Genomic DNA, 26,107 nt, shown 5'->3' with positions numbered 1-26,107 from the left:
TCCGTCGTCAGGACGGCAGCGCCTCGTCCTTCTGCTGGCGCTGGCGCTTGTCGCGCTCGCCGACCCAGTAGGTCACCAGGTCGCGCAGTTGGGAGAGCTCCACCGGCTTGGCCATGTGGCCGTCCATGCCGACCAGGCGGGCGCGTTCCTTGTGTTCGCTGAGGATGTGCGCGGTGAGGGCCACCACCGGGGTGTGCGGGCGGTGTTCGCTGGCTTCCCAGGCGCGCAGGCGTTCGGTGGCGGAGAAGCCGTCGAGCACCGGCATCTCGCAGTCCATCAGCACCAGGTCGTACTGCGTGGCCTTCATCGCGGCCAGGGCTTCCTCGCCGTTGCTGGCGGTATCCGGCTGCAGGTTGAGCTTGCCGAGCATGCCGCGGATGACCTTGGTGGAGATGCTGTTGTCCTCGGCGACCAGCACGCGGAAGTCGCCGGGAGGGGGTAGCGGCGTCGGTTCCGGCTCGCTCGGCGGCAGGTAGTTGCTGACGCCGCTGGGGCCGCGCTGGGCGAGTTCGTCGGCGAGGGTCGCCTTGAGCGTGTAGCCGGCCACCGGCTTGGCCAGGATGCGTTTGATCCCGGCGTTGCGCGCGATGATCTTGCTCGGCGCGTTGCTGATGCCGGTGAGCATGATCAGCAGGATGTCGTGGTTGAGGTTGGGGTCTTCCTGGATCTTGGTCGCCAGCTGCATGCCGGTCATGCCCGGCATGTCCTGGTCGAGCAGGACCACGTCGAAGTACTCGCGCAGGTGCGCCTTGGTGCGCAGCTGCGCCAGCGCTTCCTTGCCGGAGGCGGCGGCGCTGACGTTCATGCCCCAGGCGCTGCACTGCTGCACCACGACCTTGCGGCAGGTCTGGTTGTCGTCCACCACCAGCAGGCGCGCGCCTTGCAGCGGGCTGTCGAGGTCGGCGGTGGGGTGGTCGAGCATCTGCCGGTCCAGCGGCAGGCTGAACCACAGGGTATTGCCGGCTTCGCTGCCGCTGTCGGTGCCGCTCTCGATACCGAGCTTGCCGGCCATCAGGCTGATCAGCTGGCGCGCGATGATCAGGCCGAGGCGCCCGCTCAGGCGGGTGGCCGAGAGGAAGTCGCGGCTGTGCAGTTCGGTGGTCAGCAGCGCCTGGCGCTCGTTGGCATCCAGCGGCCGGCCGCTGTCCTGCACGGCGATGCGCAGGCGCGGCTCTGCCGGTGCGCCTTCGAGGGCGACGACCAGCAGGATCTCGCCTTCCTCGGTCTGCTTGAAGGCGTTGTCGAGCAGGCTCAGCAGCACCTGGCGCAGGCGCGTGGGGTCGCCGCTGATGACGCGCGGCACCTGCGGCTGGGTGAAGCTGATGAGCTCGATCTGCTGCTGTTCGGCGCGGCTGCGGAAGGTCGCCAGGCAATCCTCGAGCAGCGCGCCGAGGTCGAACTGCACTTCGTCCAGTTCGATCTGCCCGGACTCCAGCTTGGAGATGTCGAGGATTTCGTTGATCAGCGCCAGCAATTCGTTGCCGGCGCTGTGGATGGTTTGCACGTAGTCACGCTGCTTGGCCGAAAGCGGCGTGCCGAGGAGCAGTTCAGTCATGCCCTGCACGCCGTTCATGGGTGTGCGGATCTCGTGGCTGATCTTCGCCAGGAATTCGCCCTTGGCCTTGAGCTCGGCCAGGGTCGCGGCGCGGCGGCGGCTGGCGTCGAAGCTTTCTTCCTGGCGCAGGCGCTGGCGTTCGGCGAGCGCCAGGCTGAGCAGGAAACCGACCGCGGCGGTCAGCCCGAGCAGGCCGGTGCCGAGCCAGTCGCTGCGGGTCGCCACATAGCCGAGCAGGGCCGGCAGGCAGATCAGCCAGACCGCAAGGAACAGGCCGAAGGCCAAGGTCACCAGGCGCGCCGGGCGGTAGCCCTGGCGCAGGTGGTAGGCGGCGACCAGGAACAGGCCGATGGCGATCACTGCGACCAGGCCGTAGAGCACGTCGCTGGGCGCGAGCTCGAAGGTCCAGCGCAGCAGCAGGCCGAACAGCAGCAAGCCGGCGCTACCGCCGAACAGCAGGCGCTTGAGCGGCAGGTGCGGTGGCTGGCCACGGAAGAAGGCCGCGGTGAAGCCGAGCGCGCAGGCCAGCACCAGCAGCAGGGCCAGCTGTGCGGTCAGCGGTTGCCAGAGCTGGTGGGTGCCGTACCAGGGGCTGAGCAGGCCGAACAGGGTCAGGCAGGCGACCAGCAGGCCGAGGTGCATGCCGGCCAGCCAGAGGCCGCTGCGCACGCGGGAGTAGGCGAAGCGCACCAGGTTGTAGAGCAGCATGCCCAGGCAGCCGAGCAGCACGCCGAATTGCAGCTGGCGCTGTTGGCCGCCGGGATACTCGACGCTTTCCAGGGCGATGTTCGGTCGCAGGCTCTGCGAAGTGCTCAGGCGCACGTAAAGGTCCAGCGGCTGCGCGCTGTTGCGCAGGGGGAGCAGGATGTCGCTGTTGAGCAGCGGGCGCTGGCCGGGGAAGAGGTTGCCGGCCTGGCGCTCTTCGAGCAGTTGCGTGTCGTGCAGCAGGTAGAGCTGCAGGCTGTCCAGGCTCGGGGCGAAGAGGCGCAGCTGGCGCGGGGTGTCGCTGGGTTGCAGGCGATAGTGCAGCCAGGTGGCGCCGGGGCCGGCTGGGGCGTGCAGGTCTTCGATCGCGAGGGGACTGAACAGGGGGCGCAGGCGAGGGGAGATGACGTCCTGGAGTTGCAGCTGACCGTCGCGGTCCTGCAGTTGCGACCAGCCGCCAGCCTCCTGTGCCCAAGCCGGACTCGGGCCGGCGACCAGGGCGGTCAGCAGCAGGCAAACGAGGAGTCCTGTGGCAATCCAGAGCCGGCGCACGGCGAGGTCCCTTCGATGGTGAGTGGCCGGATTATAGCCAAGTGCTAGGTACGCCGTAATCCGTCCGTGCCCGCCGCCAATCGCACTCCGACTGCAGGTCGGCGGGGAGTGGGGGAGGCGGCCTTGCAACCGCCTCCCCACGCTCGGCTATCAGCCTTCGCCGCGTTCGCGGGCGATGGCGCGGTAGCCGATGTCCTTGCGGTAGAAGCAGCCGTTCCAGCGGATCTGCTCCGCCAGGCGGTAGGCCTGCTGCTGGGCCGAGGAGACGGTCGGGCCGATGGCGGTGGCGCAGAGCACGCGGCCGCCGCTGGTGACGACCTGGCCGTCCTTCAGCGCGGTACCGGCGTGGAACACCTTGCCGTCGAGCTCGGCGGCTGCGTCCAGGCCTTCGATGACGTCACCCTTGGCGTAGTCGCCCGGGTAGCCGCCAGCGGCCAGCACGACGCCCACGGTCGGACGCGGATCCCAGGTCGCCTCGACCTTGTCCAGCGCCTTGGCCAGGGCGGCCTCGACCAGCAGGACCAGGGAGCTTTCCAGGCGAACCATGATCGGCTGGGTTTCCGGGTCGCCGAAGCGGCAGTTGAACTCGATGACCTTGGGTGCGCCGCTCTTGTCGATCATCAGGCCGGCATAGAGGAAGCCGGTGTAGACGTTGCCTTCCTCGGCCATGCCGCGCACGGTCGGGTAGATGACTTCGTCCATCACGCGCTGGTGCACGTCCGGGGTCACGACCGGAGCGGGCGAGTAGGCACCCATGCCGCCGGTGTTCGGGCCGGTATCGGCGTCGCCGACGCGCTTGTGGTCCTGGCTGGTGGCCATGGGCAGCACGCTCTTGCCGTCGACCATGACGATGAAGCTGGCTTCCTCGCCGTCGAGGAACTCTTCGATCACCACGCGCGAACCGGCGTCACCGAAGGCGTTGCCGGCGAGCATGTCGCGCACGGCTTCCTCGGCTTCGGCCAGGGTCATGGCGACGATCACGCCCTTGCCCGCGGCCAGGCCGTCGGCCTTGATCACGATGGGCGCACCCTTCTCGCGCAGGTAGGCCAGCGCCGGCTCGACTTCGGTGAAGTTCTGGTAGTCGGCGGTGGGGATCTTGTGGCGCGCGAGGAAGTCCTTGGTGAAGGCCTTGGAGCCTTCCAGCTGGGCGGCGCCGGCGGTCGGTCCGAAGATGTCCAGGCCACGGCTGCGGAACAGGTCGACCACGCCTTTCACCAGCGGCGCTTCGGGGCCGACGATGGTCAGCTGCACGTTCTTCGCGGCGAAGTCGGCCAGTTGCTCCAGGGCCAGCACGTCGATGGCGACGTTCTCGCACTTGGCTTCGGTGGCGGTGCCGGCGTTGCCCGGGGCGACGAAGACCTTCTCGACGCGCGGGTCCTGGGCGACTTTCCAGGCCAGGGCGTGTTCACGGCCGCCGCTGCCGATGATGAGTACGTTCATTGGAATTCTCCTGAACAGTTCCGGACCAGCCGGATCGTTGGGTATCGCTTCGCTCCACCCAACCTACGAATTCTCACGATCAGTCCGCTCTTCACGAACTGATCTCAAGGGGCGCGATGAAGCTGGTAGATGCAAGGCGCCCGAGCGTTCACCAAGCGGAGTTGCCTTCTGGCAATGAGCATTGGGGAACGTTCGGGCAACGCCGCAGATGCCTGCTTCAGCGCGTCCGATCCACCTTAGTGGCGGAAGTGACGCATACCGGTGAATACCATCGCGATGCCGGCTTCGTCGGCTGCCGCGATCACCTCGTTGTCACGCATCGAACCGCCCGGCTGGATCACCGCGGTGATGCCGGCCTTGGCCGCATTGTCGATGCCGTCGCGGAACGGGAAGAAGGCGTCCGAGGCCATGACCGCGCCTTTGACTTCCAGGCCAGCGTGCTCGGCCTTGATGGCGGCGATGCGGGCGGAGTTGACGCGGCTCATCTGGCCGGCGCCGACACCGACGGTCTGGCGGTTCTTGGCGTAGACGATGGCGTTGGACTTGACGAACTTGGCCACTTTCCAGGCGAAGATCAGGTCGTGGATTTCCTGCTCGCTCGGCGCGCGCTGGGTGACGATCTTCAGGTCGGCCTCGGTGATCATGCCGATGTCGCGGCTCTGTACCAGCAGGCCGCCGTTGACGCGCTTGAAGTCCCAGCCAGCGGCGCGTTCGGCCGGCCATTCGCCGCACTCGAGCAGGCGCACGTTGGCCTTCGCAGCGACCACTTCACGGGCAGCGGCGGAGACTTTCGGGGCGATGATGACTTCGACGAACTGGCGCTCGACGATGGCCTTGGCGGTCTCGCCGTCCAGCTCGCGGTTGAAGGCGATGATGCCGCCGAAGGCCGACTCGGTGTCGGTGGCGTAGGCCAGGTCGTAGGCCTTGCGGATGCCGCCTTCGTTTTCCGGAACCACGGCCACGCCGCACGGGTTGGCGTGCTTGACGATGACGCAGGCCGGCTTGACGAAACTCTTCACGCACTCCAGCGCGGCGTCGGTGTCGGCCACGTTGTTGAACGACAGTTCCTTGCCCTGCAGCTGGATCGCGGTGGAGACGCTGGCCTCGCCCTTCTTCGCCTCGACGTAGAAGGCCGCGCTCTGGTGCGGGTTCTCGCCGTAGCGCATTTCCTGCGCCTTGATGAACTGGCTGTTGAAGGTACGCGGGAAGGCGCCGCGGCCTTCGGTGGACAGGGTGTCGCGCGCCTGGTCGATGGTGCCCAGGTAGTTGGCGATCATGCCGTCGTAGGCCGAGGTGTGCTCGAAGGCCTTCAGGGCCAGGTCGAAGCGCTGGGCGTAGGTCAGGCCGCCGGCTTTCAGGGCCGCGACGACGCCGGCGTAGTCACCGGCATTGACCACGATGGCAACGTCCTTGTGGTTCTTCGCCGCGCTGCGGACCATGGTCGGGCCGCCGATGTCGATGTTCTCGATGGCGGTCGGCAGGTCGCAGTCCGGCTTGGCCACGGTGGCCTCGAACGGGTACAGGTTGACCGCCACCAGGTCGATCGGCTTGATGCCGTGCTCTTCCATCACCGCGCCGTCGATGTCGCGACGACCGAGGATGCCGCCGTGCACTTTCGGGTGCAGGGTCTTCACGCGGCCGTCCATCATTTCCGGGAAGCCGGTGTAGTCGGCCACTTCCACGGCGGCGATGGCGTTGTCCTTGAGCAGCTTGTAGGTGCCGCCGGTGGAGAGGATTTCCACGCCGAGGGCGGCCAGTTCGCGGGCGAAGTCGACGACGCCGGTCTTGTCGGAAACGCTGATCAGCGCGCGGCGGATGGGCAGGCGGGTGGTTTGGTCGGTCATCTGAGAGCCATCGTCCAGAGAGAAAGATCAGGGAGGAGTCGCGTGCCCCGGGCCAGAAGCTCGAAGCCGGGTTCGACCCCGGCTTCGGATGACCACGGGCGAGTGCGGCTCGTTAGAGCAGATCGTATTGCTTGAGTTTCTTGCGCAGCGTGCCGCGGTTCAGGCCGAGCAGCTCGGAGGCCTTGGTCTGGTTACCCTTCACGTAATTCATGACGGTTTCCAGCAGCGGTGCTTCCACTTCGCAGAGCACCATGTTGTATACGTCCGTGACCGGCTGCCCTTCGAGATGGGCAAAATAGTTGTGCAGTGCCTTTTCCACGCTGTCGCGGAGGGTCTGCCCTTCCTGCGTCGGTGTGGTCAGGTGCTGTTTGAGGTTCGCGTTGTCGCTCACGGGTGTCATTCCACTCACTAATGTCTCGGTCATCGTTGTCATGCGGCCACCCCTTCTCCGTTATTGTGGCGCTCGGCGAAGAACTGCCTGACGCTGGCGCTCTGTGCATCCGTGTTCTGCAAACGATTGAACTGGGCGCGGAACTCCGCCGCCCCCGGTAACGTCGCCAGGTACCAGCCCACATGCTTGCGGGCAATACGAACACCCAGCTCTTCCCCATAGAACGCGTGCAATGCGGCGAGGTGCTCAAGCAAGATGCTTTCCACTTCGCCCAAGGATGGCGCCGGCAATCTCTCGCCGGTGCTCAGGTAATGATCGATCTCGCGGAATATCCAAGGCCGTCCCTGGGCGGCACGGCCGATCAGCAGGGCATCCACCCCGGTCAGCGCGAGCACGCGTTCGGCCTTTTCCGGCGAGTCGATGTCACCATTGGCGAAGACCGGAATGGAAACCGCCTGCTTGATCGCAGCGATGGTTTCGTATTCGGCTTCGCCGGTGTAGAGGTCGGCGCGGGTACGGCCATGCACGGCCAGCGCCTGGATACCGGACTGCTCGGCAATGCGCGCGATGGTCACGCCATTGCGGTTGTCGCGGTCCCAGCCGGTGCGAATCTTCAGGGTCACCGGCACCTCGACGGCGGCCACCACGGCTTCGAGGATCTCGGCCACCAGGACCTCATCCTTGAGCAGGGCAGAACCTGCCGCTTTGTTGCATACCTTCTTCGCCGGGCAGCCCATGTTGATGTCGATGATCTGCGCGCCCAACTCGACGTTGGCGCGCGCGGCATCGGCGAGCATCTGCGGGTCGCCCCCGGCTATCTGCACCGAGCGCGGCTGATCCTCGCCGTCGTGCACCAGGCGCAGGCGCGACTTGCGGGTGTTCCACAGGCGCACGTCGCTGGTGACCATCTCCGATACCACCATGCCGGCGCCGAGACGACGGCACAGCTGGCGGAACGGGCGATCGGTCACGCCAGCCATGGGCGCCAGGATCAGTCTGTTGGGCAGTGTGTAAGAGCCGATGCGAACCACCGACATCGCTTCCCTGTTATGGGGCGCAATCGCCAGCCGCTCCCGCGGGTCAACTACTCGGGGAGGCGACGGTGAAGAGCCACCGGTGCATGCAAAAAAGGGAGGGCATGATACCCGCTCTCGATGACCGGATAAAGGCGAATTTGGATAAATTCTGAACAGCAGATTGCTTATTGCCGACGGTTGGAAGACGAGCGGAACTGGCGCCGCATCGCCTTCTGCGCTAGGTGCGCGCTTACTCCGGGGAGTGGAAGCTGAGGCTGTAATTGACCGCCTTGGGACCGGGGTCGAGGATGTCGAGCGAGATGTGAATCGGCGTCTGCGGCGGCATCTCGGTCTGACCGGCCAGTTCTCCGCCCAGGTACTCGCTGGGTTTGAAGCTGCGGCTGGCGAGAAGCTGGCCGTTGATGTCGGCGAAACGCAGCTCCAGCAGCGGGAAAGGCTGCGAGAAGCTGGCACGGTTGTAGATGATCGCGTCCACCACCAGCGCGCCGCTGAAGTCCGGATGGCTGCGCACCACCAGGTTGCTGCTGCGGATCTGCTCGACGTCGACCTTCGACGGCAGGCTGCAGCCGATCTGCGGGCAGAATTCGGCGAACCAGGGACGATAGGCGTCCTCGCGGGCCAGTTCGTCGAAGTGATAGACCACGTACTGCGCGCCCAGGCCGCCGGCGGCCAGCAGGATCAGCAGCGTCCAGAGCAGGCGACGGCCCCAGCGACCCTTGGGCTTTTGCCAGTCCAGCTGCAGCGGCTCGTCGCTCAGCTCGCGCAGGCTCTCGTCGCGCAGGGCCGGTTCGTTGCGTATCGATTGCACAACGTGCGGCTTTTCGTCTTCGTCAGGCTCGTCGTTGGCCTCGATCGTCGGTTCGCGCCCTTCGTCGTCTTCGTCCAGCGGCTCGGCGATTTCGTCGTCGTCGCGTCGGGCGCTCAACGCAGGCAGGGGCTCGTCGTCCTCTTCGGGCTCGCTTTCGCTGGTGACGACGGGCTCGGGTTCGATCGGCTGTGGGGCTTCTGGCAGCTCCTCGGGTTCCGCTTCGGGGGTGCCCAGGCTCGGCTCCTGGCGCGCGCCGGGGGCGTGACGTTCGTCTTCCAGCAGGGCTTCGGCCCAGCGCTCGTCGTGCGGATCGCGCGGCTTGTGCTGCGCGCCGAGCAGGGCGTCGGCGGGCTTGGGCGCGGCCTTCAGCTCGCGGAATTCCTGGGAGAGCTCGAATTCGTCGAGCTTGGCCAGTTCCTCGTCGAGGTTGAGGCTGTCCAGGTCGAGGTCGTCGTGGATCCACAGCGTCTCGTCGACGAGCTTGGTCGGGATGCTGGTAGTTGCGTCAGGTGCAGGTGCAGGTGCAGGTGCAGGTGCAGGCTCGGCGGCATTGCTGTCGGCTGCCGGGCGCGCGCTGTGCGGAGCCAGCGGCCAACCCAGGGTGGCGCCGACGGGCGGGCTGACTGGCGTAGCCGGAGCAACGGGGCGCGGAGCTGGCGGCTGCGGTGCAGGCTGTGGCGGGGCGCTGACAGCCGGCTGCGCGACGCGTTCGGGGGCAGGTACGGGAACCGGCGCCGGAATGGGCGCGGGCGCCTGGCCGGCGGGGCGCTGCATGTGCTGCAGCGCGTTGAACACCTTGAGGCAGGAGCCGCAGCGCACAGCGCCATTGGCCGCACCCAACTGCGCCTGATTGACGCGGAAGCTGGTGTGGCAATGCGGGCACTGTGTGATGAAACTATCGCTCATGCGGCGGTCCGGCTCGAAATCAGTCGCTTAGTCTACCTCAAGGCCTGCAGGGCAGGCAGATGGCCAGTTCGCGAACTCAGCGGCGACGGCCGCTGATGCGAATCCAGCCATCGCGCTCGGCAGTCGGGTCGAGGTCGAAGGCGTCCGCGTAGGCAGCGCGCACTTCCTCGGCCTGCTCGGCGAGGATGCCGGACAGTGCCAGGCGGCCGCCGGGCTTGACCAGCGAGGTCAGCTGGCCTGCCAGTGAGACCAGCGGGCCGGCCAGAATGTTCGCCACCACCACGTCGGCCGGCTGCTGCGGCAGGTCGGCGGGCAGGTAGACGGGGAATTTTGCCGGGTCGATGCCGTTGCGCGTGGCGTTGTCGCGCGATGCTTCCAGGGCCTGCGGGTCGATATCGGTGCCCAGCGCCTGCTCGGCGCCGAGCAGCAGTGCGGCGATGGCGAGAATGCCGGAGCCGCAGCCGAAGTCGAGCACGGTATCGCCGGCCAGCTCCTGGCCGTCCAGCCATTCCAGGCACAGTGCGGTGGTCGGATGGGTGCCAGTGCCGAAGGCCAGGCCCGGGTCGAGCAGCAGGTTCACCGCGTCCGGCTCTGGCGCCTCATGCCAACTCGGCACGATCCACAGGCGGCGGCCGAAACGCATCGGCTGGAAGTTGTCCATCCAGCTGCGCTCCCAGTCCTGGTCCTCGACGCGCTCGATCTCGTGCTGTGGCAGGTCACCGCCGGTCAGCAGCTGCAGATGGGCGACCAGCGCGGCTTCGTCGGTGCCGTCTTCGAACAGCGCGAGCAGGTGGGTGTGGCTCCACAGCGGGGTGGTGCCCAGGTCGGGTTCGAAGATCGGCTGGTCCTCGGCATCCATGAAGGTCACCGATACGGCGCCGACTTCGAGCAGGGCGTCTTCGTAGGTTTCTGCCTGATCCGGGGTGATGGCGAGGCGGACTTGAACCCAGGGCATGTGTGATCTCCGGAATTTCCAGGCGGTAGAAATGCGAAGGAGCGGCCAGGCCGCTCCTTCGGGGGTGCACATGATAGCGCCGTCCGGGCCTCAGTGCTTATCCATACCCAGCTTCTTCTCCAGGTAATGGATGTTCACGCCGCCCTTGCAGAACTCCTTGTCGCGGACCAGCTCCTTGTGCAGCTCGGTGTTGGTCTTGATACCGTCGACGATCAGCTCGTCCAGGGCATTGCGCATCCGCGCCAGGGCTTCGTCACGATCCTTGCCGTAGGCAATGATCTTGCCCACCAGCGAATCGTAGTTCGGCGGTACGGCATAGCCGCTGTACAGGTGCGAATCGACGCGCACGCCGTTGCCGCCCGGGGCGTGGAAGTGCTTGACCTTGCCGGGGCTGGGCAGGAAGGTCTTCGGGTCCTCGGCGTTGATCCGGCATTCCAGTGCATGGCCACGGATGACCACGTCTTCCTGCTTGAACGACAGCTTGTTGCCCGAGGCGATGCTGAGCATCTCCTTGACGATATCGATACCGGTGACCATCTCCGACACCGGGTGCTCCACCTGTACGCGGGTGTTCATCTCGATGAAGTAGAAGCGGCCGTTCTCGTAGAGGAACTCGAAGGTGCCGGCGCCGCGATAGCCGATCTCGATGCACGCGCGAACGCAGCGCTCGAGGACTTCCTGGCGGGCCTTCTCGTCGATGCCCGGAGCAGGCGCTTCTTCGAGAACCTTCTGGTGACGACGCTGCAGCGAGCAGTCGCGGTCGCCCAGGTGGATGGCATTGCCTTGGCCGTCGGAGAGGACCTGAACTTCCACGTGACGCGGGTTGGTCAGGAACTTCTCCAGATAGACCATGGAGTTGCCGAAGGCAGCGCCCGCTTCGGTGCGGGTCAGCTTGGCCGACTTGATCAGGTCTTCCTCGCTGTGCACCACGCGCATGCCGCGACCACCACCGCCACCGGCGGCCTTGATGATCACCGGGTAGCCGACCTCGCGGGCGATCGCCAGGGCGGTCTCCTCGTCTTCGGGCAGCGGGCCGTCGGAGCCCGGTACGGTCGGGACGCCGGCTTTCTTCATGGCGTCCTTGGCCGAGACCTTGTCGCCCATCAGGCGGATCACGTCGGCGTTCGGGCCGATGAAGGTGAAGCCGGAACGCTCCACTTGCTCGGCGAAGTCGGCGTTCTCGGCGAGGAAGCCGTAGCCCGGGTGAATGCCGTTGGCGCCGGTGACTTCGGCGGCGGCGATGATTGCCGGGATGTGCAGGTACGACTGGCCGGCCGGGGCCGGGCCGATGCAGACGGCTTCGTCGGCCAGCGACAGGTGCATCAGCTCACGGTCGGCGGTGGAGTGCACCGCGACCGTCTTGATGCCCAGTTCCTTGCAGGCGCGCAGGATCCGCAGGGCGATTTCGCCGCGGTTGGCGATCAGTACTTTTTCCAACATCGCAGGGCTCCCCGCGGCTTAGACGATGGTGAACAGCGGCTGGTCGTACTCGACCGGCTGGCCGCTTTCGACCAGGACTTCGCCGATGGTGCCGCTGGTTTCCGCCTCGATGTGGTTCATCATCTTCATGGCTTCGACGATGCACAGGATGTCGCCTTTCTTCACGCTCTGGCCGACTTCCACGAAGGGAGCGGCGGTCGGCGACGGCGAACGGTAGAAGGTGCCGACCATCGGCGAACGGACCACGTTGCCGTTCAGCTTGGCGGCTGCCGGAGCAGCTTCAGCGGCCGGGGCGGCAGCGGCGGCAACCGGGGCCGGAGCAGCGGCCGGAGCGGCGTAGGCCGGGGCGGCGGCGTAGATCGGCTGAGCGGCGGTCTTGCTGTGGCGGCTGATGCGTACCGACTCTTCGCCTTCTTTGATTTCCAGCTCGTCGATACCGGATTCTTCGAGCAGTTCGATCAGTTTTTTGACTTTACGGATGTCCATTAGCGTTCGCACTCCCAGGTAATGGTCACGGGCGTTCAAGTTGTTCGAGGGCGGACTCCAGGGCCAGGCGGTAGCCTGTGGCTCCCAGGCCGCAGATCACCCCTACCGCTACGTCGGAGAAGTAGGAGTGATGCCGGAAAGGTTCGCGTTTGTGCACGTTGGACAGGTGCACTTCGATGAATGGGATGCTCACTGCGAGCAATGCGTCACGTAGCGCGACACTTGTATGCGTGAAAGCCGCCGGATTGATGATGATGAAGTCCACACCTTCGCTGCGCGCGGCATGGATGCGGTCGATCAGTTCGTACTCGGCATTGCTCTGCAGGTACATCAGGTGATGGCCGGCTTCGCGGGCGCGGCGCTCCAGGTCCAGGTTGATCTGCTCGAGGGTGACCGAGCCGTAGACCCCGGGTTCGCGGGTGCCCAGCAGGTTGAGGTTGGGCCCGTGCAATACCAGTAAGGTGGCCATCTGGGTCTTGTTCTCTCGTTCGGACGGGGTAGGAATAGGCCGGGACTATGCCGGAAAGCCGGCGTGACTGTCCAGTCATGCCGGTTTTGCTGTAGATGTCGGCATGTTGCCTGATGATTGCTGCAGAAATATGAGGCGCGGATCAGCGCGAAGCGGCCTCGCGCAGACGCTTGGAGAGGGTGGTCGCGTCGGTTTCGCCGATGATCCGCAGATCGCTGTGCTCCCGTCCGTCGGCGGCGAACAGCAGGATCGCCGGCGGGCCGAAGAGGTTGTAGCGATCCAGCAGCGCGCGCTGTTCCTCGGTGCTGGCGGTCATGTCGAAGCGCAGTAGCTGGTATTTGCCGAGTTGGCTCTGGACTTCCTCGGCGGGCAGCACCTGGCGCTCGATGATCTTGCAGCTGATGCACCAGTCGGCGTACCAGTCGAGCAGCACCGGCCGACCGGCGGCGCGCGCCGCGTCCAGCGCCGCGGCGAGTTGTGCGGGGGTGGTGAGGTTCTGCCATTGGCCGGGCACGGAGCTGGGTGGGCCGGCATGCGCGGAGGGTTCGAAGCGGCCCAGGGGGTGCGTCGGGTCCGACTCGCCGCGCAGGGCGCCGGTCCAGGCGGCCAGGGCGTAGACCAGGAACATCAGGCCGACGAGCTGCGCGGCGCGCTGCAGCGGGGTCTTCTTGACCAGCTCCAGGGTGCCCATGGCCAGGGCGATGCCGCCGGCCAGCGCACCCCACAGGGCCAGGCTCACCGGGCCGGAGAGCACGCGCTCGAGCAGCCAGATGGCCACCGCCAGCAACAGCACGCCGAAGAAGTTGCGCACGTGGGTCATCCACGCGCCGCTTTTTGGCAGCACGGCGCCGCCACCGGCGCCGAAGATCACCAGCGGCGTGCCCATGCCCAGGCCCAGGGCGAACAGCAGCAGGCCGCCGCCAAGGGCGTCACCGGTGCTGCCGATATAAAGAAGCAGGCCCGCCAGCGGCGCCGAGACGCAGGGCGAGACCAGCAGGCTGGAAAGCACGCCGAGGGTTGCGGCACCGGCGATGGAGCCGCCGCGGGTGTCGGCCGCCATGCGGTCCAGGCGTTCGCGCAGGAAGCCCGGCAGGCGCAGTTCGAAGACACCGAACATGGCCACGGCGAAGGCCACGAAGAAGGCGGCGAAGGGTACCAGTACCCAGGGCGACTGCAGCATCGCCTGCAGGTTGAGCTTGGCGCCAAACAGGCCCATCAGCGCGCCGAGCACGGCGTAGCAGACGGCCATCGGCAGCACGTAGGCCAGCGACAGGGTGAAGCCGCGCATGCCGCCGGGGCGGCCGCGCAGGACCACGCCGGAAAGAATCGGCAGCATCGGCAGCACGCAGGGCGTGAAGGTCAGGGTGAGGCCGGCGAGGAAGGCGATCAGCAGGCCACGGCCGAGCTTGTGGACCTTGCCGTTGCCTTCGCCCTTGAGCATCGCCAGCAGGTCGTCGACCACGCCAGGCTCGCCCGAAGGCGCGGCCGCGCTGGCTTGCGGGGCGGGGGCGGTCTTGCCGGCGAGGCGCGCCTGGCCGTCGGCAGAGACATCCACGTGAGCGGTTTCCGGCGCGTAGCACAGTCCCTTGTCGGCGCAGCCCTGGTAGCTGACGGTCAGGCGGAACGGCAGTTTCTGAGGGTTGTTCACCGGCACCTTGACGTCGGTGATCGCGTAATAGACCTGGGAATCGCCGAAGTACTCGTCGTGGTGCGCCTTGCCCGCGGGCAGTTGCACGTCGCCTAGCGTCACCGAGGCCGGTTCGACCTGGAACTTCATGCGGTGGCGGTAGAGGTAGTAGCCCTCGGCGTTGATGAAGCGCAGTTGCACCTGCTGGCTGTCGCTGTCCTCGACGCTCAGGCGGAAGGCCTCGGCCACCGGCAGGAACTTGCCTTCGGCTGGCGCCGAGACGCTGAAGCCGCCGCTGCTCGGGGCGGGCTTGTCGAACAGGCCGGCGCTGGCGGGCAGGGCAAGGAGGAGCAGGAGAAGAGGCAACAGGCGGCGCATGGACATCTCGCGGTCTTTCCGGGTGGCGGCATGATAGCCGAATGCGCCCGGGCCCTGGCCAGCCCGGCGAGGCGCGGGTGTGTCAGGGAGTGGGCGGCGGCAGTGCGACAGGCGTTGGCGCCTCGGGGTTCCCCAGCCGCGTCATTCCGCCGCGCCGGGCTCGACGCCGAAGGTTGCGCAGAGGTCTTCGACGAACGCGCGCTCGGCCGCATCGGCTTGTCGTCCGCGGTGCCGGGTGAGGCTGAAGGACACGCGGAAATCCAGCTCGCCCGGACGCAGCGCGCGCAACAGTCCGCGTTCGACCCAGGGCGCGGCGACGTGCACCGGTAGGTAGCCGATGTGCTGGCCCGAGAGGATGAAGGCCAGGCAGCCGTCCACCTGTTCGCTGCGCGCGCTGCTCAGGCGGGCCTGCAGCGGCTCGGCGGCGGCGACGAAGCGGTAGGGGTGGCGGACCATGTCGGCTTCGGCGATCAACTCGGGCGCCGGCTCATCCTGCTCGAACAGCGGATGGCCTTTGCCGCAGTACAGAGACTGCTGTTCGACGAATAGCGGCTGGTGCTGCAGCGCGCCCTGGTAGCCGGAGAAATAGCCGATGGCCAGGTGCAGGCGCCCCTGCAGCAGCAGGCGTTCGAGCTCAGCCGGCATGCCGCTAAGAAGCTCCAGGGTTACCGCTTGGTCGCGCTGGCGGAATACGCGGATGGCCTCGGAGACCTTCAGCAGCACGCTGGCGTCCAGCCCTTCGGAGATGCCGATGCGCACCTCGCCGAGGAGTTTCTCGGCGACGCCCTGGGCCTCGCTTCGAAAACCTTCGATGGCGACGAACAGTCGTCGCGTGGCCTGCAGCAGGCTTTCGCCCTTGGTGGTCAGGCGGAAGCCGCCCTTGCCGCGTTCGCACAGGCGGTAGCCCAGGCGTGTCTCCAGCTTGGCCATCTGGATGCTGATGCTCGGCTGGCTCAGCCCAAGCTCGCCCTGGGCGGCGCTGAAGCCGCCGCATTCGACGACGGTGACGAAGAGGCGCAGCAGCTGCAGGTCGAGGTCGCGCACTTGGCTGAGCATGGCGGGATTCCAATCATTGGCTTGGCGAAATGCCAAATTTATTAACTTTGTATTTTTGCAAAGTAAAGCGCCGGGCATCTTGTCCCCAAGGCCCGCTTCGACGGAAGCCCCTATTCGAAATGACTGCCTAGCTGAGGAATCCCATGGACCAGGCCCACGAAAACGACCAGGCGCTCACCCGCGACAGCCTCTACGGCACCGCTGCGGAATCCACCTATGCCGGCATCACCAGCTTCATGCGCCGGCGCTACAGCCGCGACCTGCGCGGCGTCGACCTGGTGGTCAGCGGCGTGCCCTTCGACACCGCCACCACCAACCGTCCGGGCAGCCGTTTCGGACCGCGGGCGATTCGTGCGGCTTCGGTGCAGATGGCCTGGGCCCGGCATTATCCCTGGGAGTTCGATCCCTTCGATCACCTTGCAGTGATCGACTACGGCGACTGTGCCTTCGACCACGGCACCCCGCAGGACACCCCGGCGGCCATCCAGGCTCACGCCGCGCGCATCCTCGACGCCGGCTGCGGCCTGCTGACCCTGGGCGGCGACCATTTCATCAGCTATCCGCTGCTCAAGGCCCACGCCGCCAAGCACGGCCCGCTGTCGCTGATCCACTTCGATGCGCACAGCGATACCTGGCCGGACGAGGAAGTGCAGCGCATCGACCACGGCACCATGTTCTATCACGCGGCCCGCGAGGGATTGGTCGACCCGTCCCGCTCGGTGCAGGTGGGGCTGCGCACCACCAACGATGACGTGATGGGCTTCCAGGTGCTGGATGCGCGCCAGGTGCATCGCCAGGGCCCCGAGCAGATCGCCGAGCTGATCCGCGCGCGGGTCGGTGACAACCCGGTGTACCTGACCTTCGACATCGACTGCCTGGACCCGGCCTTCGCCCCCGGTACCGGCACGCCGGTGTGCGGCGGCCTGACTTCGAGCCAGGCGCTGGAGATCCTCCGCGGCCTGCGCGGCATCAACGTGGTGGGCATGGATGTGGTCGAAGTGGCGCCGCCTTACGACAACGCCGAGATCACCGCGCTGGCCGGTGCGACCCTGGCGATGGAGATGGTTTGCCTGTACGCGGCGCGGCACAAGCTGGGCGAGCGCACCTGATAGACGACGGCGTAAAGCCGCAAATGGCGGGCTCTTCGTAGGAGCGAGCTGGCTCGCGAACCGATTCCGCAGCGAGGCCCGTTCGCGAGCAAGCTCGCTCCTACAGGTGTTCGAACAGCTCCACCCGGTTGCGCCCGCCGTGCTTGGCGCGGTACAGCGCCTCGTCGGCGCGCTTGGCCAGGGTGGTGACGTCCATCGGGTCGATCAGTTGGGCGATGCCGCAGCTGAAGGTGCAGGTCAGGTCGTTGGGGTGTGCCGGGTAGCGGATCTCGGCGAAGCGCTGGCGGATTTCCTCCAGCACCCGTACCGCGGACTCTGCGTCGGTGTCCGGCAGCACCACGGCGAACTCCTCGCCGCCATAGCGGCCGATGTGGTCGGTCTTGCGCAGCCGTTGCTTGAGGAACAGCGCCAGGCTCTTGATCACGCGGTCGCCCATGGGGTGGCCGTAGGTGTCGTTGACCTTCTTGAAGTGGTCGATATCGAGCATGGCGAAGGTCAGCGGCTGGCCTTCGCGGCGCGAGCGATAGCAGGCGTCGTCGAGCAGCTGCAGGGTGTGGGTGTGGTTGAACAGCCCGGTGAGGCTGTCGCGCACCATCCGCGCCTTCAGGCTGCGGGCGCGCGCCGCGCGGTTGCGCACGGTGGCGATCAGGTGGCGCGGCTTGATCGGCTTGGTGAGGAAGTCGTCGCCGCCTTCGCTCATGGCGTCCAGCTGCTTGTCCAGGTCGTCCTCGGCCGACAGGTAGATGATCGGCACGCTGACGTAGCGCTCGTGCTGGCGGATCACCTTGGCCAGCTCGGTGCCCAGGCACTCGGGCATGTACATGTCGAGGATGATCAGGTCGGGCTGGAACTCGGCGAGTTCGGCCATCACCGACAGCGGCGCGGTGAGGGCGCGGGTGACGATACCGGCGCCGTTGAGGACCATTTCCGTGTGCGTGGCCTGGGCCCGCGAGTCATCGACGATGAGTACGCGGAACGGGTCGTAGTGGGCGACGCGGGTCAGGGTCTCGATCTTCTCCAGGACCCCAGAAGCGTCCAGGGTGCCGCTGAAGAAGTCCTGGCCGCCGGCGCGCGCGGCTGCCAGGCGGGTCGGCGTGTCGGTCTCGGTGTGGCTGAAGAACAGCACCGGCAGTTTATGCGCCAGGCCTGCCTGGACTTCCTCGGCCAGGCCCAGGCCGTTGCCGGCGCCAGCGAAGTCGATGTCCATCACCAGCGCGGCGGGATGCCGTTCGGCCATGGCCGAGCGGAAGGCGTTGGCGCTGTCGCAGGGCTGCGCGTGCAGGCCGAAGAACTCCAGCTGCTGGCTCAGGCGCTCAGCGCGTTCGACGTCCTGCAGCGCCAGGTAGACCGGCTTGCGCAGGGGCGGCAGCTGGGTCTGTTCGAGCTGGTCGCCATGCCGCAGCCCGGTGCGCGAGAGGCGCTGCATCAGGCGGTTGAATTCGCTGATCAGCTCGCTGGTCAGGCGGCCGCGGTTGTCCTGCACCGCATCCAGGCAAGCGCATACCGATGCTGCCAGCTGCGCGTGCTCGGCCTGCTCGAAGCGCTCGGCGTGGCGCTGCAGGCGCAGGGCGGCCTCGCGCAGGTCGGCCATGCCGGCGCTGTTCCATTCCGAGCGCGAGAGGTTCTGCCAGATCTCCAGCAGGTGTCGGGCCTGGTGAATCACGCGTTGGGCGAAATGGTGCTTCAAACGGTCGCGGCTGGGATCGTCGTGCTCGGTCATGGCGCGCTTCTTATAAAATGGCGCGGCCGTCGGGGAAACGGCCGCTATGATGGCATCATGCTACCAGTTGGCGCGGGCAATGCCAGTGATGTCGGTCAAGGATCGTCACACAGGCCATGCAGAGGGTAGGCTGCCCTTCGGGAGCCGAGTGCGGCATCCTAGTGGCCCCTGGATCGCCGGGCGTCGTGGGCAACCGCTGGCGCGATGCGTGGTCCAACCCTTTCCGTTATTCGATACGCAAGGACTTTGCCATGTGGAACTGGAAGAATCGCCGCAGCTCGGTGCGCGAACAGGTCGACGACAGGGTTGACGATGTGCGCGCCTATTTCGGCGGCCCCTGGCTGACCCGAGTGCTCGGCGGCCTGCTGGGCGCCTACCTGGTCGCCGCCGGCCTGGTCGGCTGGTACTGGAGCCGCGAGCCGGATCTCTTCCCCGTGCAGCAGCATGCGCAGCAGGCGGCCGAGCGTGCCAGCCGGCAGATGGTGGTGGGCTACACCACCGTGGAAACCCTTAAGGAAGTGGTCACGGTCCTGCTGAACAAGCCGGGCGGCTACCTCTCCAACGACATCTTCCCGCCGGGCCTGTGGCTGGACAACATGCCCAGCTGGGAATACGGCGTGCTGGTCCAGGTGCGCGACTTCTCCCGCGCCTTGCGCAAGGACTTCGCCCGTTCGCAGTCGCAGTCCACCGAGGACGCTGACCTCGCGCGCGCCGAACCGCGCTTCAACTTCGACAACAAGAGCTGGGCGCTGCCGTCTTCCGAGTCGGAGTACGGCGAAGGCGTCAAATCGCTCGATCGGTACCTCGTGCGGCTTTCCGCGCAAGAGCCCAAGGCGCAGTTCTATGCTCGCGCCGACAGCCTGAACAACTGGCTGGGCGACGTTTCCACCCGTCTGGGCTCGATGTCGCAGCGGCTCTCGGCCAGCGTCGGCCGGGTCAAGCTGAACACCAACATCAAGCCCACCACGCCGCTGGCTCCCGGCCAGGCGCCGCAAGTCGACGAAGAGCTGCAGGAAACCCCGTGGCTGCAGATCGACAACGTCTTCTACGAAGCGCGCGGCCAGGCCTGGGCGCTGTCGCACCTGCTGCGCGCCATCGAGGTCGACTTCGCCGACGTGCTGGCGAAGAAGAACGCCACCGTCAGCGTGCGCCAGATCATCCGCGAACTGGAGGCGACCCAGGAGCCGCTGTGGAGCCCGATGGTGCTCAATGGCAGTGGCTTCGGCGTGCTGGCCAACCACTCGCTGGTGATGGCGAACTACATCTCCCGCGCCAACGCCGCGATCATCGATCTGCGGCAACTGCTGGCGCAGGGTTGATGGACCTCATCAGCGCTGCCGAGGCCGCCCATCGCGCGGCCTCGGACCGCGAGCAGATCGCCTGGGTCGACGAGCGTGACCAACTGCTCGGTTCGCTGCCGCGCGCCGAGCTGCGCGAACGCGGGCTGATCGGCCGTGGCACCTTCATCCTGCTGTTCAATTCCGCCGGGCAGCTCTGCGTGCACCGGCGCAGCCTGAGCAAGGCGGTGTACCCGGGCTACTGGGACGCCGCCGCCGGCGGCATGGTGCAGGCCGACGAAAGCTACGCGCTGTCGGCCAGCCGCGAGCTGGAAGAGGAGCTGGGTGTGAGTGGCGTCGAGCTGCGCGAGCACGGCACCTTCCTCTTCGACGAGCCGGGCAACCGCCTGTGGTGCGCGGTGTTCTCCGCGGTCTGGGACGGTCCGCTGCGGCTGCAGCCGGAAGAAGTGCTGGAGGCGAAGTTCATCGAACCGCGGCTGGCCCTCGCCGAAGCCGAGGCCGGTGCGCTCTACTGCCCGGACTCGCTGCAATCGCTGCGGCTTTATCTGTCGCAGGTCTGAATTCTCTAGAGCGCCTCTCCCGCTCGCGGGAGAGGGCGTTTTCGGACATGTCGCCAAATCACCGATCAATGACGCATTTCTGCCCTTAGCAATCGGCCGCAATGCTGGTACATTGCGCGACCTTTCCGCCCGGGTCCTCCGGCGGGAATAGCGCAGCCCCTGCCTGAGTGGGGCGTCGCGGTCGGCGCCAGCCGATCATTCGTTGACCTGGCCCTTAGAGGCCAATCCTGGGGAAACGCCCGGTGGTCAAGAAAGCTTCCTCCCTGTCCGCCCTTGGCGGGCTCGTCTACTCCACTGATTCCGGCCGGCATTGCCCGGACTGCAATCAGCCCATTGCTGCGTGCATCTGCAAGCAGGCCGTGATCCCGGCCGGCGACGGCATTGCCCGCGTGCGCCGTGAAACCAAGGGCCGCGGTGGCAAGACCGTGACCACGGTGAGCGGCGTGCCGCTGGCCGAAGACGCCCTGAAGGACCTGGCCACCGCCCTGAAGAAACGCTGCGGAACGGGTGGCGCGCTGAAGGACGGCATCATCGAGATCCAGGGCGACCACGTCGAACTGCTCCTCGAAGAGCTGACCAAGCGCGGGCTCAAGGCGAAGAAATCCGGCGGCTGATCCGCCTCTCCCCTGCAGGGAACGGGTTAGGTGTCGTGGCTTTTGTCGCGCACACCGGCCAGCCCGTTCCCTAGATGGGAGATGCGTCGCGCTCGCGAGTTCGTCGCGCTTTCCTAAACTACCGCCAGTGGTGGTGGTCAACACGGCAACGTCATACCCGACGTTTAGGCTTATCGGTGCCCGCGCACATCCCGCCGGGCGCCCGACCTTTTTTGAGGAGACACGCGCGCATGGCCGCTAGACGGACCCGCAAAGACGACGGCAGCAACTGGACTGTGGCGGACAGCCGCAGCATGTATGGAATTCGCCATTGGGGCGCTGGCTACTTCGCGATCAACGAAGCCGGCAATGTCGAGGTGCGCCCGCAGGGCTCCGACTCCCAGCCGATCGATCTTCACGCGCTGGTCGGCCAGTTGCGTGAGGCGGGCCTGTCGCTGCCGCTGCTGGTGCGCTTCCCCGACATCCTGCAGGACCGCGTGCGCAAGCTGACCGGCGCCTTCGACGCCAACATCGCGCGCCTGGAGTACAGCAGCCGCTACACCGCGCTGTACCCGATCAAGGTCAACCAGCAGGAAGCGGTGGTGGAAAGCATCATCGCCACGCAGAACGTCTCCATCGGCCTGGAAGCCGGCTCCAAGCCGGAGCTCATGGCGGTGCTGGCGCTGGCGCCCAAGGGCGGCACCATCGTTTGCAACGGCTACAAGGACCGCGAGTTCATCAAGCTGGCGCTGATGGGGCAGAAGCTCGGGCACAACGTCTTCATCGTCATCGAGAAGGAGTCCGAGGTTCAGCTGGTGATCGAGGAAGCCGAGCACATCGGCGTGCTGCCGCAGGTTGGCCTGCGCGTGCGGCTGTCCTCGCTGGCGTCCTCGAAATGGGCCGATACCGGTGGCGAGAAGGCCAAGTTCGGTCTTTCCGCCGCGCAGCTGCTGTCGGTGGTCGAGCGCTTCCGCGCGGCCGGCCTGGACCAGGGCGTGCGCCTGCTGCACTTCCACATGGGCTCGCAGATCGCCAACCTGGCCGACTACCAGCACGGCTTCAAGGAAGCCATCCGCTACTACGGCGAACTGCGTGCCCTCGGCCTGCCGGTGGACCACGTGGACGTCGGCGGCGGCCTGGGCGTGGACTACGACGGCACCCACTCGCGCAATGCCAGCTCGATCAACTACGACATCGACGACTACGCCGGTGTGGTGGTCGGCATGCTCAAGGAGTTCTGCGACGCGCAGGGCCTGCCGCATCCGCACATCTTCTCCGAAAGCGGCCGCGCGCTGACCGCGCACCACGCGGTGCTGATCACCCAGGTCACCGACGTCGAGCGGCACAACGACGAGCAACCCAAGATCAGCGATCTCGCCGAACAGCCGGAAATCGTCCAGTGGCTGGCCGACCTGCTCGGCCCGACCGACGCCGAGATGGTCACCGAGACCTACTGGCGCGCCACCCACTACATGAGCGATGCCGCCGCGCAGTACGCCGAGGGCAAGATCAACCTGGCGCAGAAGGCCCTGGCCGAGCAGTGCTACTTCGCCATCTGCCGGCGCCTGCACAACCAGCTCAAGGCCCGCCAGCGCTCGCACCGCCAGGTGATCGACGAGCTCAACGACAAGCTCGCCGACAAGTACATCTGCAACTTCTCGGTGTTCCAGAGCCTGCCGGACACCTGGGCGATCGGGCAGGTGCTGCCGATCCTGCCGATCCATCGCCTGGACGAGGAGCCGCTGCGCCGCGCGGTGCTGCAGGACCTGACCTGCGACTCCGACGGCAAGATCACCCAGTACGTCGACGAGCAGAGCATCGAGACCAGCCTGCCGGTGCACGACGTGAAGGAAGGCGAGGACTACATGATCGGCGTGTTCCTGGTCGGCGCCTACCAGGAGATCCTCGGCGACATGCACAACCTGTTCGGCGACACCGACTCGGTGAACGTCTACCAGAACGCCGACGGCAGCTTCTCCCACGCCGGCATCGAGACCCACGACACCATCGAGGACATGCTGCGCTACGTGCACCTGTCGCCCGAGGAGCTGATGACCCACTACCGCGACAAGGTGGCCGGGGCCAAGCTCACCGCGCGCGAACGCACGCAGTTCCTCGACGCGCTGCGCCTGGGCCTGACCCGTTCGGCGTACCTGTCGTCCTGATGAAAAAGCCCCGCCTCGGCGGGGCCTTTCCTTTGCGGCGCGGCTCTTGCTCTTCGTAGGAGCGAGCTTGCTCGCGAACCGAGCTCCGCGAAGGAGCCGTTCGCGAGCAAGCTCGCTCCTACATTTCCATCACCTCCGCCACGCGCTTGGCCAGTTCGGCCGCTTCCGGCGCGCTTTTCACGTTCGTGAAGCTCATCACCAGCGCCGGCTCGCGGCGGGCCTCCACGCACCAGCTGTTCAGCGCCTGCAGGCCGAGGCCGGCGGCGTGGGCGCGTTGGGCGATGGCGCGGTCGTCGCCTCCGATTCGGCCGATCAGGTGCAGGCCGCCTGGGAGATCGTCGAAGTGCATGGCTTCGCCCAGGCGCTGTTCCAGGGCGCTGCGCAGCATCTGCCGGCGTTCGGCGTAGAGCGTCCGGGTGCGTTTCAGGTGGCGGGAGAAATGGCCTTCGACGAAGAAGTCGCAGAGTGTCGCCTGCAGCAGCTCCGAGCAGCCCGAGGCGAACACCTGCTGGCTGCGCACGAAGTCTGGCAGCAGGTCCTTCGGCACCACCAGGTAGCCCAGGCGCAGGGCCGGAAACAGCACCTTGCTGAAGGTGCCGGTGTAGAGCACGCGGCCCTGGCGGTCGAGGCTCTTCAGGGCTGGCAGGGGGAAGCTGGCATAGCGGTACTCGCTGTCGTAGTCGTCCTCGACGATCCAGGCGCCGCTGCGCTCGGCCCAGTCCAGCAGTGCCAGGCGGCGTGGCAGGCTCAGCGCTACACCGGTGGGGCTCTGCTGTGACGGCGTGACCAGCGCGAAGCGCGCCTGCGGGGCGCGACGTTCGCCTTCCGATACGCACAGCCCATCGTTATCCACCGGCACCGGCACCAGCGTTGCGCCCGCCGCCGCCATCAATTGGCGGCCTCGTGGATAGCCGGGGTCTTCGTGCCAGACGGCGTCGCCCGGTTGCAGAAGGGTGCGAGTGATCAGGTCCAGCGCGCCCTGGTAGCCGGCGCAGATCAGCACCTGCGCCGGTTCGCAGGCGATCCCGCGGGAGACGCTGAGATAGCCGGCCAGCGCCTCGCGCAGCGGGCCGAAGCCGCATGGGTCGGGATACGCCAGCTCGCCCGGCAGGGTGTGGCGCAAGCGCCGGCCGGCGAGGCGCGACCAGAGGGCGCGGGGGAAGGCATCCAGTGCCGGCAGGCCGAGCTGGAAGGGGCGGATGCCGGGGCCATGGGCGATCAGGCCGGGCAACGCCGGTGCAGTCGGCGGTGCCTTGTGTGGCGAGGGCGTGGTATCGCGCCCGCTCAGTTGCGGGGAGACCACCGTGCCGGCCGGCCCGCGCGCCAGCAGGTAGCCCTCGCTGGTCAGCAGCTGGTAGGCCAGTTCCACGGTGCCGCGCGCCACGCCCAGCTCGCCGGCCAGGCCGCGCACCGGCGGCACGCGCTCGCCAGGGCGCAGGGTGCCGCGGGCAATGGCTTCCTTGAAGCGCTCGTAGATCTGCCGGTAGATCGGCTGCGCCAGGCTCGGGTCGAGGCGCAGGGCGAGGGGCTCTGACATGGCCTTGCTCGATGTCTGGAATGTGGGGGATCGACTATGCCATGACCTGCGTCAGTCGTCCCGGCTGCACAGCTGAACTCCTAGCGACTAGGCTTGCCATTCCAGACCCGGGAGCGAAGGCGATGGAGTTCAAGGACTACTATGCGGCGCTGGGCGTGGCCCCGGACGCTGATGAAAAGACGATCAAGAGCGCCTACCGCAAGCTGGCGCGCAAATATCACCCGGACGTCAGCAAGGAAGCCAACGCGGAAGAGCGCTTTAAGGAAGTCGCCGAGGCCTATGAAGTCCTGAAGAGCCCGGAGAAGCGCGCCGAATACGACCAGCTGCGCCAATACGGCAACCGCGAGAAGTTCGAGGCACCGCCAGGCTGGCAGCCGTCCGGCGGGTTCGAGGGCGCCGAGCATTTCCAGGAGCGCGACTTCTCCGATTTCTTCGAGTCGATCTTCGGCGCGCGGGCCGGCGCCCAGGGGCAACAGCGCCCCCGCGAGCGGCGCGGCCGCGACATCGAGCTGGAGGTGCCACTGTTCCTCGAGGAACTGCAGTCCGGCGAGCCGCACCCGGTCAGCTTCGGCTTTCCCGCCCCCCACGAATACGGCCGGCGCCAGCCGGACGTGGAGAAGCACCTGAAGGTGCGCATCCCGCCGGGTGCGGTGGATGGCGAGCGCATCCGCCTGAAGGGGCAGGGCGGCGCAGGCGCAAACGGCGGTCCGGCGGGCGACCTCTACCTGATCATTCGCCTGGCGCCACACCCGCTGTTCGACGTCGACGGCCGCGACCTGTTGGTCAGCGTGCCGCTGGCGCCCTGGGAAGCGGCGCTGGGGGCAAAGGTCGAAGTGCCGACCCTGGCCGGCCGCATCGCCCTCAGCGTGCCGCCGGGCAGCCAGGCCGGGCAGCGCTTGCGCATCCGCGGCAAGGGCTTGGCGGGTAAGGGCGGCGATGCCGCGGGCGATCTCTACGCGGTGCTGAAGATCGTCATGCCCAAGGGTGCCGCTGAAGGCGATACACGCAAACTGTGGGAGGAACTGGCCGCCAAGGCGGCCTTCGACCCGCGTCGCGAATGGAGTAAACGGCCATGACCGAAGTCCTGTTCACCCTGGAGTTCGATGAGCTCTGCGAATGCGCCAGGCTGCCGCGCGAGACGCTGCTGGAAATCATCGAGGTCGGCATCGTCGAGCCGCAGGAAAGACGCGGCGAAACCTGGTTGTTCGCCGCCGAGTCGGTGCTCGTTTTGCGTCGTGCGGCACGCCTGCAGCGCGAACTCGAGCTGGACTGGCCGGCCATTGCCCTGGCCCTGCGTCTGCTCGACGAGGTGGAGGCGCTGCGCGCGGAGAACGAACGGCTGCGCCGGCGGCTGTCGCGGTACGAGCAAGAGTGAGGGGCTTGTGTAGGAGCGAGCTTGCTCGCGAACCGACTCCGCTGCGGGGCTGTTCACGAGCAATGACTGGGCGTCCCCCTCGCTCCTACGAAGAGCAACGC

21 protein-coding genes are annotated in these 26,107 nt (G+C 67.0%); 7 read left to right on the top strand and 14 right to left on the bottom strand.

Annotated features, from left to right (window positions below; all coding sequences use genetic code 11):
- Window positions 1-7: 7 nt before the first annotated feature.
- The 12 genes from PKB_RS25495 to PKB_RS25440 form a co-directional block, all read right to left on the bottom strand.
- A complete protein-coding gene (locus tag PKB_RS25495; RefSeq protein ID WP_043255634.1) occupies window positions 8-2,812 on the bottom strand; it encodes a hybrid sensor histidine kinase/response regulator in 2,805 nt (934 codons plus the stop codon).
- A gap of 150 nt (window positions 2,813-2,962) precedes the next feature.
- A complete protein-coding gene (purD, locus tag PKB_RS25490) occupies window positions 2,963-4,252 on the bottom strand; it encodes a phosphoribosylamine--glycine ligase (RefSeq protein ID WP_043255633.1) in 1,290 nt (429 codons plus the stop codon).
- A gap of 236 nt (window positions 4,253-4,488) precedes the next feature.
- Window positions 4,489-6,096, bottom strand: coding sequence for a bifunctional phosphoribosylaminoimidazolecarboxamide formyltransferase/IMP cyclohydrolase (gene purH / locus PKB_RS25485; protein WP_043255631.1), 1,608 nt, complete (start codon window positions 6,094-6,096; stop codon window positions 4,489-4,491).
- Between the two features lie 112 nt (window positions 6,097-6,208).
- A complete protein-coding gene (gene fis, locus PKB_RS25480) occupies window positions 6,209-6,529 on the bottom strand; it encodes a DNA-binding transcriptional regulator Fis (RefSeq protein ID WP_026078947.1) in 321 nt (106 codons plus the stop codon).
- Entirely contained in the window at window positions 6,526-7,524 is a 999-nt protein-coding gene (gene dusB / locus PKB_RS25475; protein WP_043255628.1) for a tRNA dihydrouridine synthase DusB, read from the bottom strand. The genes fis and dusB overlap by 4 nt, the downstream gene beginning before the upstream one ends.
- Window positions 7,525-7,753: 229 nt before the next feature.
- Window positions 7,754-9,238 carry a DUF3426 domain-containing protein gene (locus PKB_RS25470; RefSeq protein WP_043255626.1) on the bottom strand — a complete coding sequence of 495 codons (1,485 nt, stop codon included), beginning with the start codon at window positions 9,236-9,238 and terminating at the stop codon, window positions 7,754-7,756.
- 76 nt (window positions 9,239-9,314) lie between these two features.
- The gene (gene prmA, locus PKB_RS25465) at window positions 9,315-10,193 is read right to left on the bottom strand and encodes a 50S ribosomal protein L11 methyltransferase (protein WP_043255625.1); all 879 of its coding nucleotides are present in this window, start codon (window positions 10,191-10,193) and stop codon (window positions 9,315-9,317) included.
- Window positions 10,194-10,283: 90 nt separating this feature from the next.
- Entirely contained in the window at window positions 10,284-11,633 is a 1,350-nt protein-coding gene (gene accC, locus PKB_RS25460; protein ID WP_043255623.1) for an acetyl-CoA carboxylase biotin carboxylase subunit, read from the bottom strand.
- 18 nt (window positions 11,634-11,651) lie between these two features.
- Entirely contained in the window at window positions 11,652-12,119 is a 468-nt protein-coding gene (accB, locus tag PKB_RS25455) for an acetyl-CoA carboxylase biotin carboxyl carrier protein (protein ID WP_043255622.1), read from the bottom strand.
- A gap of 25 nt (window positions 12,120-12,144) precedes the next feature.
- Window positions 12,145-12,588, bottom strand: a complete 444-nt coding sequence (gene aroQ / locus PKB_RS25450) for a type II 3-dehydroquinate dehydratase (RefSeq protein WP_043255620.1) — start codon at window positions 12,586-12,588, stop codon at window positions 12,145-12,147.
- Between the two features lie 142 nt (window positions 12,589-12,730).
- Entirely contained in the window at window positions 12,731-14,593 is a 1,863-nt protein-coding gene (dsbD, locus tag PKB_RS25445) for a protein-disulfide reductase DsbD (RefSeq protein ID WP_043257796.1), read from the bottom strand.
- 141 nt (window positions 14,594-14,734) lie between these two features.
- Entirely contained in the window at window positions 14,735-15,649 is a 915-nt protein-coding gene (locus tag PKB_RS25440; RefSeq protein ID WP_043255618.1) for a LysR family transcriptional regulator, read from the bottom strand.
- A 143-nt stretch (window positions 15,650-15,792) separates the two neighbouring features.
- Here PKB_RS25440 and speB point away from each other — a divergent pair, with 143 nt between their 5' ends.
- Entirely contained in the window at window positions 15,793-16,758 is a 966-nt protein-coding gene (speB, locus tag PKB_RS25435; protein WP_043255616.1) for an agmatinase, read from the top strand.
- 100 nt (window positions 16,759-16,858) lie between these two features.
- Here speB and PKB_RS25430 read toward each other — a convergent pair whose 3' ends face one another.
- Window positions 16,859-18,478 carry a GGDEF domain-containing response regulator gene (locus PKB_RS25430; protein ID WP_043255615.1) on the bottom strand — a complete coding sequence of 540 codons (1,620 nt, stop codon included), beginning with the start codon at window positions 18,476-18,478 and terminating at the stop codon, window positions 16,859-16,861.
- 251 nt (window positions 18,479-18,729) lie between these two features.
- Here PKB_RS25430 and PKB_RS25425 point away from each other — a divergent pair, with 251 nt between their 5' ends.
- The 4 genes from PKB_RS25425 to speA all read left to right on the top strand — a co-directional run bounded on the left by PKB_RS25425 (window position 18,730) and on the right by speA (window position 23,094).
- A complete protein-coding gene (locus tag PKB_RS25425) occupies window positions 18,730-19,797 on the top strand; it encodes a DUF2333 family protein (RefSeq protein WP_043255614.1) in 1,068 nt (355 codons plus the stop codon).
- Window positions 19,797-20,336: an NUDIX hydrolase gene (locus tag PKB_RS25420; RefSeq protein WP_043255612.1), complete on the top strand. Its 540-nt coding sequence runs from the start codon at window positions 19,797-19,799 to the stop codon at window positions 20,334-20,336. Before PKB_RS25425 ends, PKB_RS25420 begins: the two co-directional genes overlap by 1 nt.
- A gap of 242 nt (window positions 20,337-20,578) precedes the next feature.
- Complete coding sequence (locus tag PKB_RS25415) at window positions 20,579-20,950, top strand: translation initiation factor Sui1 (protein ID WP_043255611.1); 372 nt, start codon at window positions 20,579-20,581, stop codon at window positions 20,948-20,950.
- 230 nt (window positions 20,951-21,180) lie between these two features.
- Window positions 21,181-23,094: an arginine decarboxylase gene (gene speA, locus PKB_RS25410; RefSeq protein WP_043255609.1), complete on the top strand. Its 1,914-nt coding sequence runs from the start codon at window positions 21,181-21,183 to the stop codon at window positions 23,092-23,094.
- Between the two features lie 118 nt (window positions 23,095-23,212).
- Here speA and pdxR read toward each other — a convergent pair whose 3' ends face one another.
- Complete coding sequence (gene pdxR, locus PKB_RS25405) at window positions 23,213-24,631, bottom strand: MocR-like pyridoxine biosynthesis transcription factor PdxR (RefSeq protein WP_043255607.1); 1,419 nt, start codon at window positions 24,629-24,631, stop codon at window positions 23,213-23,215.
- Between the two features lie 122 nt (window positions 24,632-24,753).
- On the opposite strand from pdxR, the gene cbpA reads away from it, so the two are divergent.
- Together cbpA and PKB_RS25395 are read left to right on the top strand one after the other, a co-directional pair.
- Window positions 24,754-25,707 carry a curved DNA-binding protein gene (cbpA, locus tag PKB_RS25400; protein ID WP_043255606.1) on the top strand — a complete coding sequence of 318 codons (954 nt, stop codon included), beginning with the start codon at window positions 24,754-24,756 and terminating at the stop codon, window positions 25,705-25,707.
- Window positions 25,704-26,006: a chaperone modulator CbpM gene (locus PKB_RS25395; protein WP_043255604.1), complete on the top strand. Its 303-nt coding sequence runs from the start codon at window positions 25,704-25,706 to the stop codon at window positions 26,004-26,006. Before cbpA ends, PKB_RS25395 begins: the two co-directional genes overlap by 4 nt.
- Window positions 26,007-26,107 lie beyond the last annotated feature (101 nt).

The sequence above is a fragment of the Pseudomonas knackmussii B13 genome (assembly GCF_000689415.1).
Classification (GTDB): domain Bacteria; phylum Pseudomonadota; class Gammaproteobacteria; order Pseudomonadales; family Pseudomonadaceae; genus Pseudomonas; species Pseudomonas knackmussii.
This window is presented reverse-complemented; position numbering and strand designations above follow the sequence as displayed.

Excerpts from the sequence above, each read along its gene's own strand:
- PKB_RS25425 (WP_043255614.1), top strand. The coding sequence starts at position 18,730 with ATGTGGAACTGGAAGAATCGCCGCAGCTCGGTGCGCGAACAGGTCGAC.
- purH (WP_043255631.1), bottom strand. The coding sequence starts at position 6,096 with ATGACCGACCAAACCACCCGCCTGCCCATCCGCCGCGCGCTGATCAGC.
- PKB_RS25395 (WP_043255604.1), top strand. The coding sequence starts at position 25,704 with ATGACCGAAGTCCTGTTCACCCTGGAGTTCGATGAGCTCTGCGAATGC.
- PKB_RS25430 (WP_043255615.1), bottom strand. The coding sequence starts at position 18,478 with ATGACCGAGCACGACGATCCCAGCCGCGACCGTTTGAAGCACCATTTC.
- PKB_RS25470 (WP_043255626.1), bottom strand. The coding sequence starts at position 9,238 with ATGAGCGATAGTTTCATCACACAGTGCCCGCATTGCCACACCAGCTTC.
- fis (WP_026078947.1), bottom strand. The coding sequence starts at position 6,529 with ATGACAACGATGACCGAGACATTAGTGAGTGGAATGACACCCGTGAGC.
- accB (WP_043255622.1), bottom strand. The coding sequence starts at position 12,119 with ATGGACATCCGTAAAGTCAAAAAACTGATCGAACTGCTCGAAGAATCC.
- PKB_RS25420 (WP_043255612.1), top strand. The coding sequence starts at position 19,797 with ATGGACCTCATCAGCGCTGCCGAGGCCGCCCATCGCGCGGCCTCGGAC.
- aroQ (WP_043255620.1), bottom strand. The coding sequence starts at position 12,588 with ATGGCCACCTTACTGGTATTGCACGGGCCCAACCTCAACCTGCTGGGC.
- cbpA (WP_043255606.1), top strand. The coding sequence starts at position 24,754 with ATGGAGTTCAAGGACTACTATGCGGCGCTGGGCGTGGCCCCGGACGCT.
- dsbD (WP_043257796.1), bottom strand. The coding sequence starts at position 14,593 with ATGCGCCGCCTGTTGCCTCTTCTCCTGCTCCTCCTTGCCCTGCCCGCC.
- speA (WP_043255609.1), top strand. The coding sequence starts at position 21,181 with ATGGCCGCTAGACGGACCCGCAAAGACGACGGCAGCAACTGGACTGTG.
- speB (WP_043255616.1), top strand. The coding sequence starts at position 15,793 with ATGGACCAGGCCCACGAAAACGACCAGGCGCTCACCCGCGACAGCCTC.
- prmA (WP_043255625.1), bottom strand. The coding sequence starts at position 10,193 with ATGCCCTGGGTTCAAGTCCGCCTCGCCATCACCCCGGATCAGGCAGAA.
- purD (WP_043255633.1), bottom strand. The coding sequence starts at position 4,252 with ATGAACGTACTCATCATCGGCAGCGGCGGCCGTGAACACGCCCTGGCC.
- accC (WP_043255623.1), bottom strand. The coding sequence starts at position 11,633 with ATGTTGGAAAAAGTACTGATCGCCAACCGCGGCGAAATCGCCCTGCGG.
- PKB_RS25440 (WP_043255618.1), bottom strand. The coding sequence starts at position 15,649 with ATGCTCAGCCAAGTGCGCGACCTCGACCTGCAGCTGCTGCGCCTCTTC.
- pdxR (WP_043255607.1), bottom strand. The coding sequence starts at position 24,631 with ATGTCAGAGCCCCTCGCCCTGCGCCTCGACCCGAGCCTGGCGCAGCCG.
- dusB (WP_043255628.1), bottom strand. The coding sequence starts at position 7,524 with ATGTCGGTGGTTCGCATCGGCTCTTACACACTGCCCAACAGACTGATC.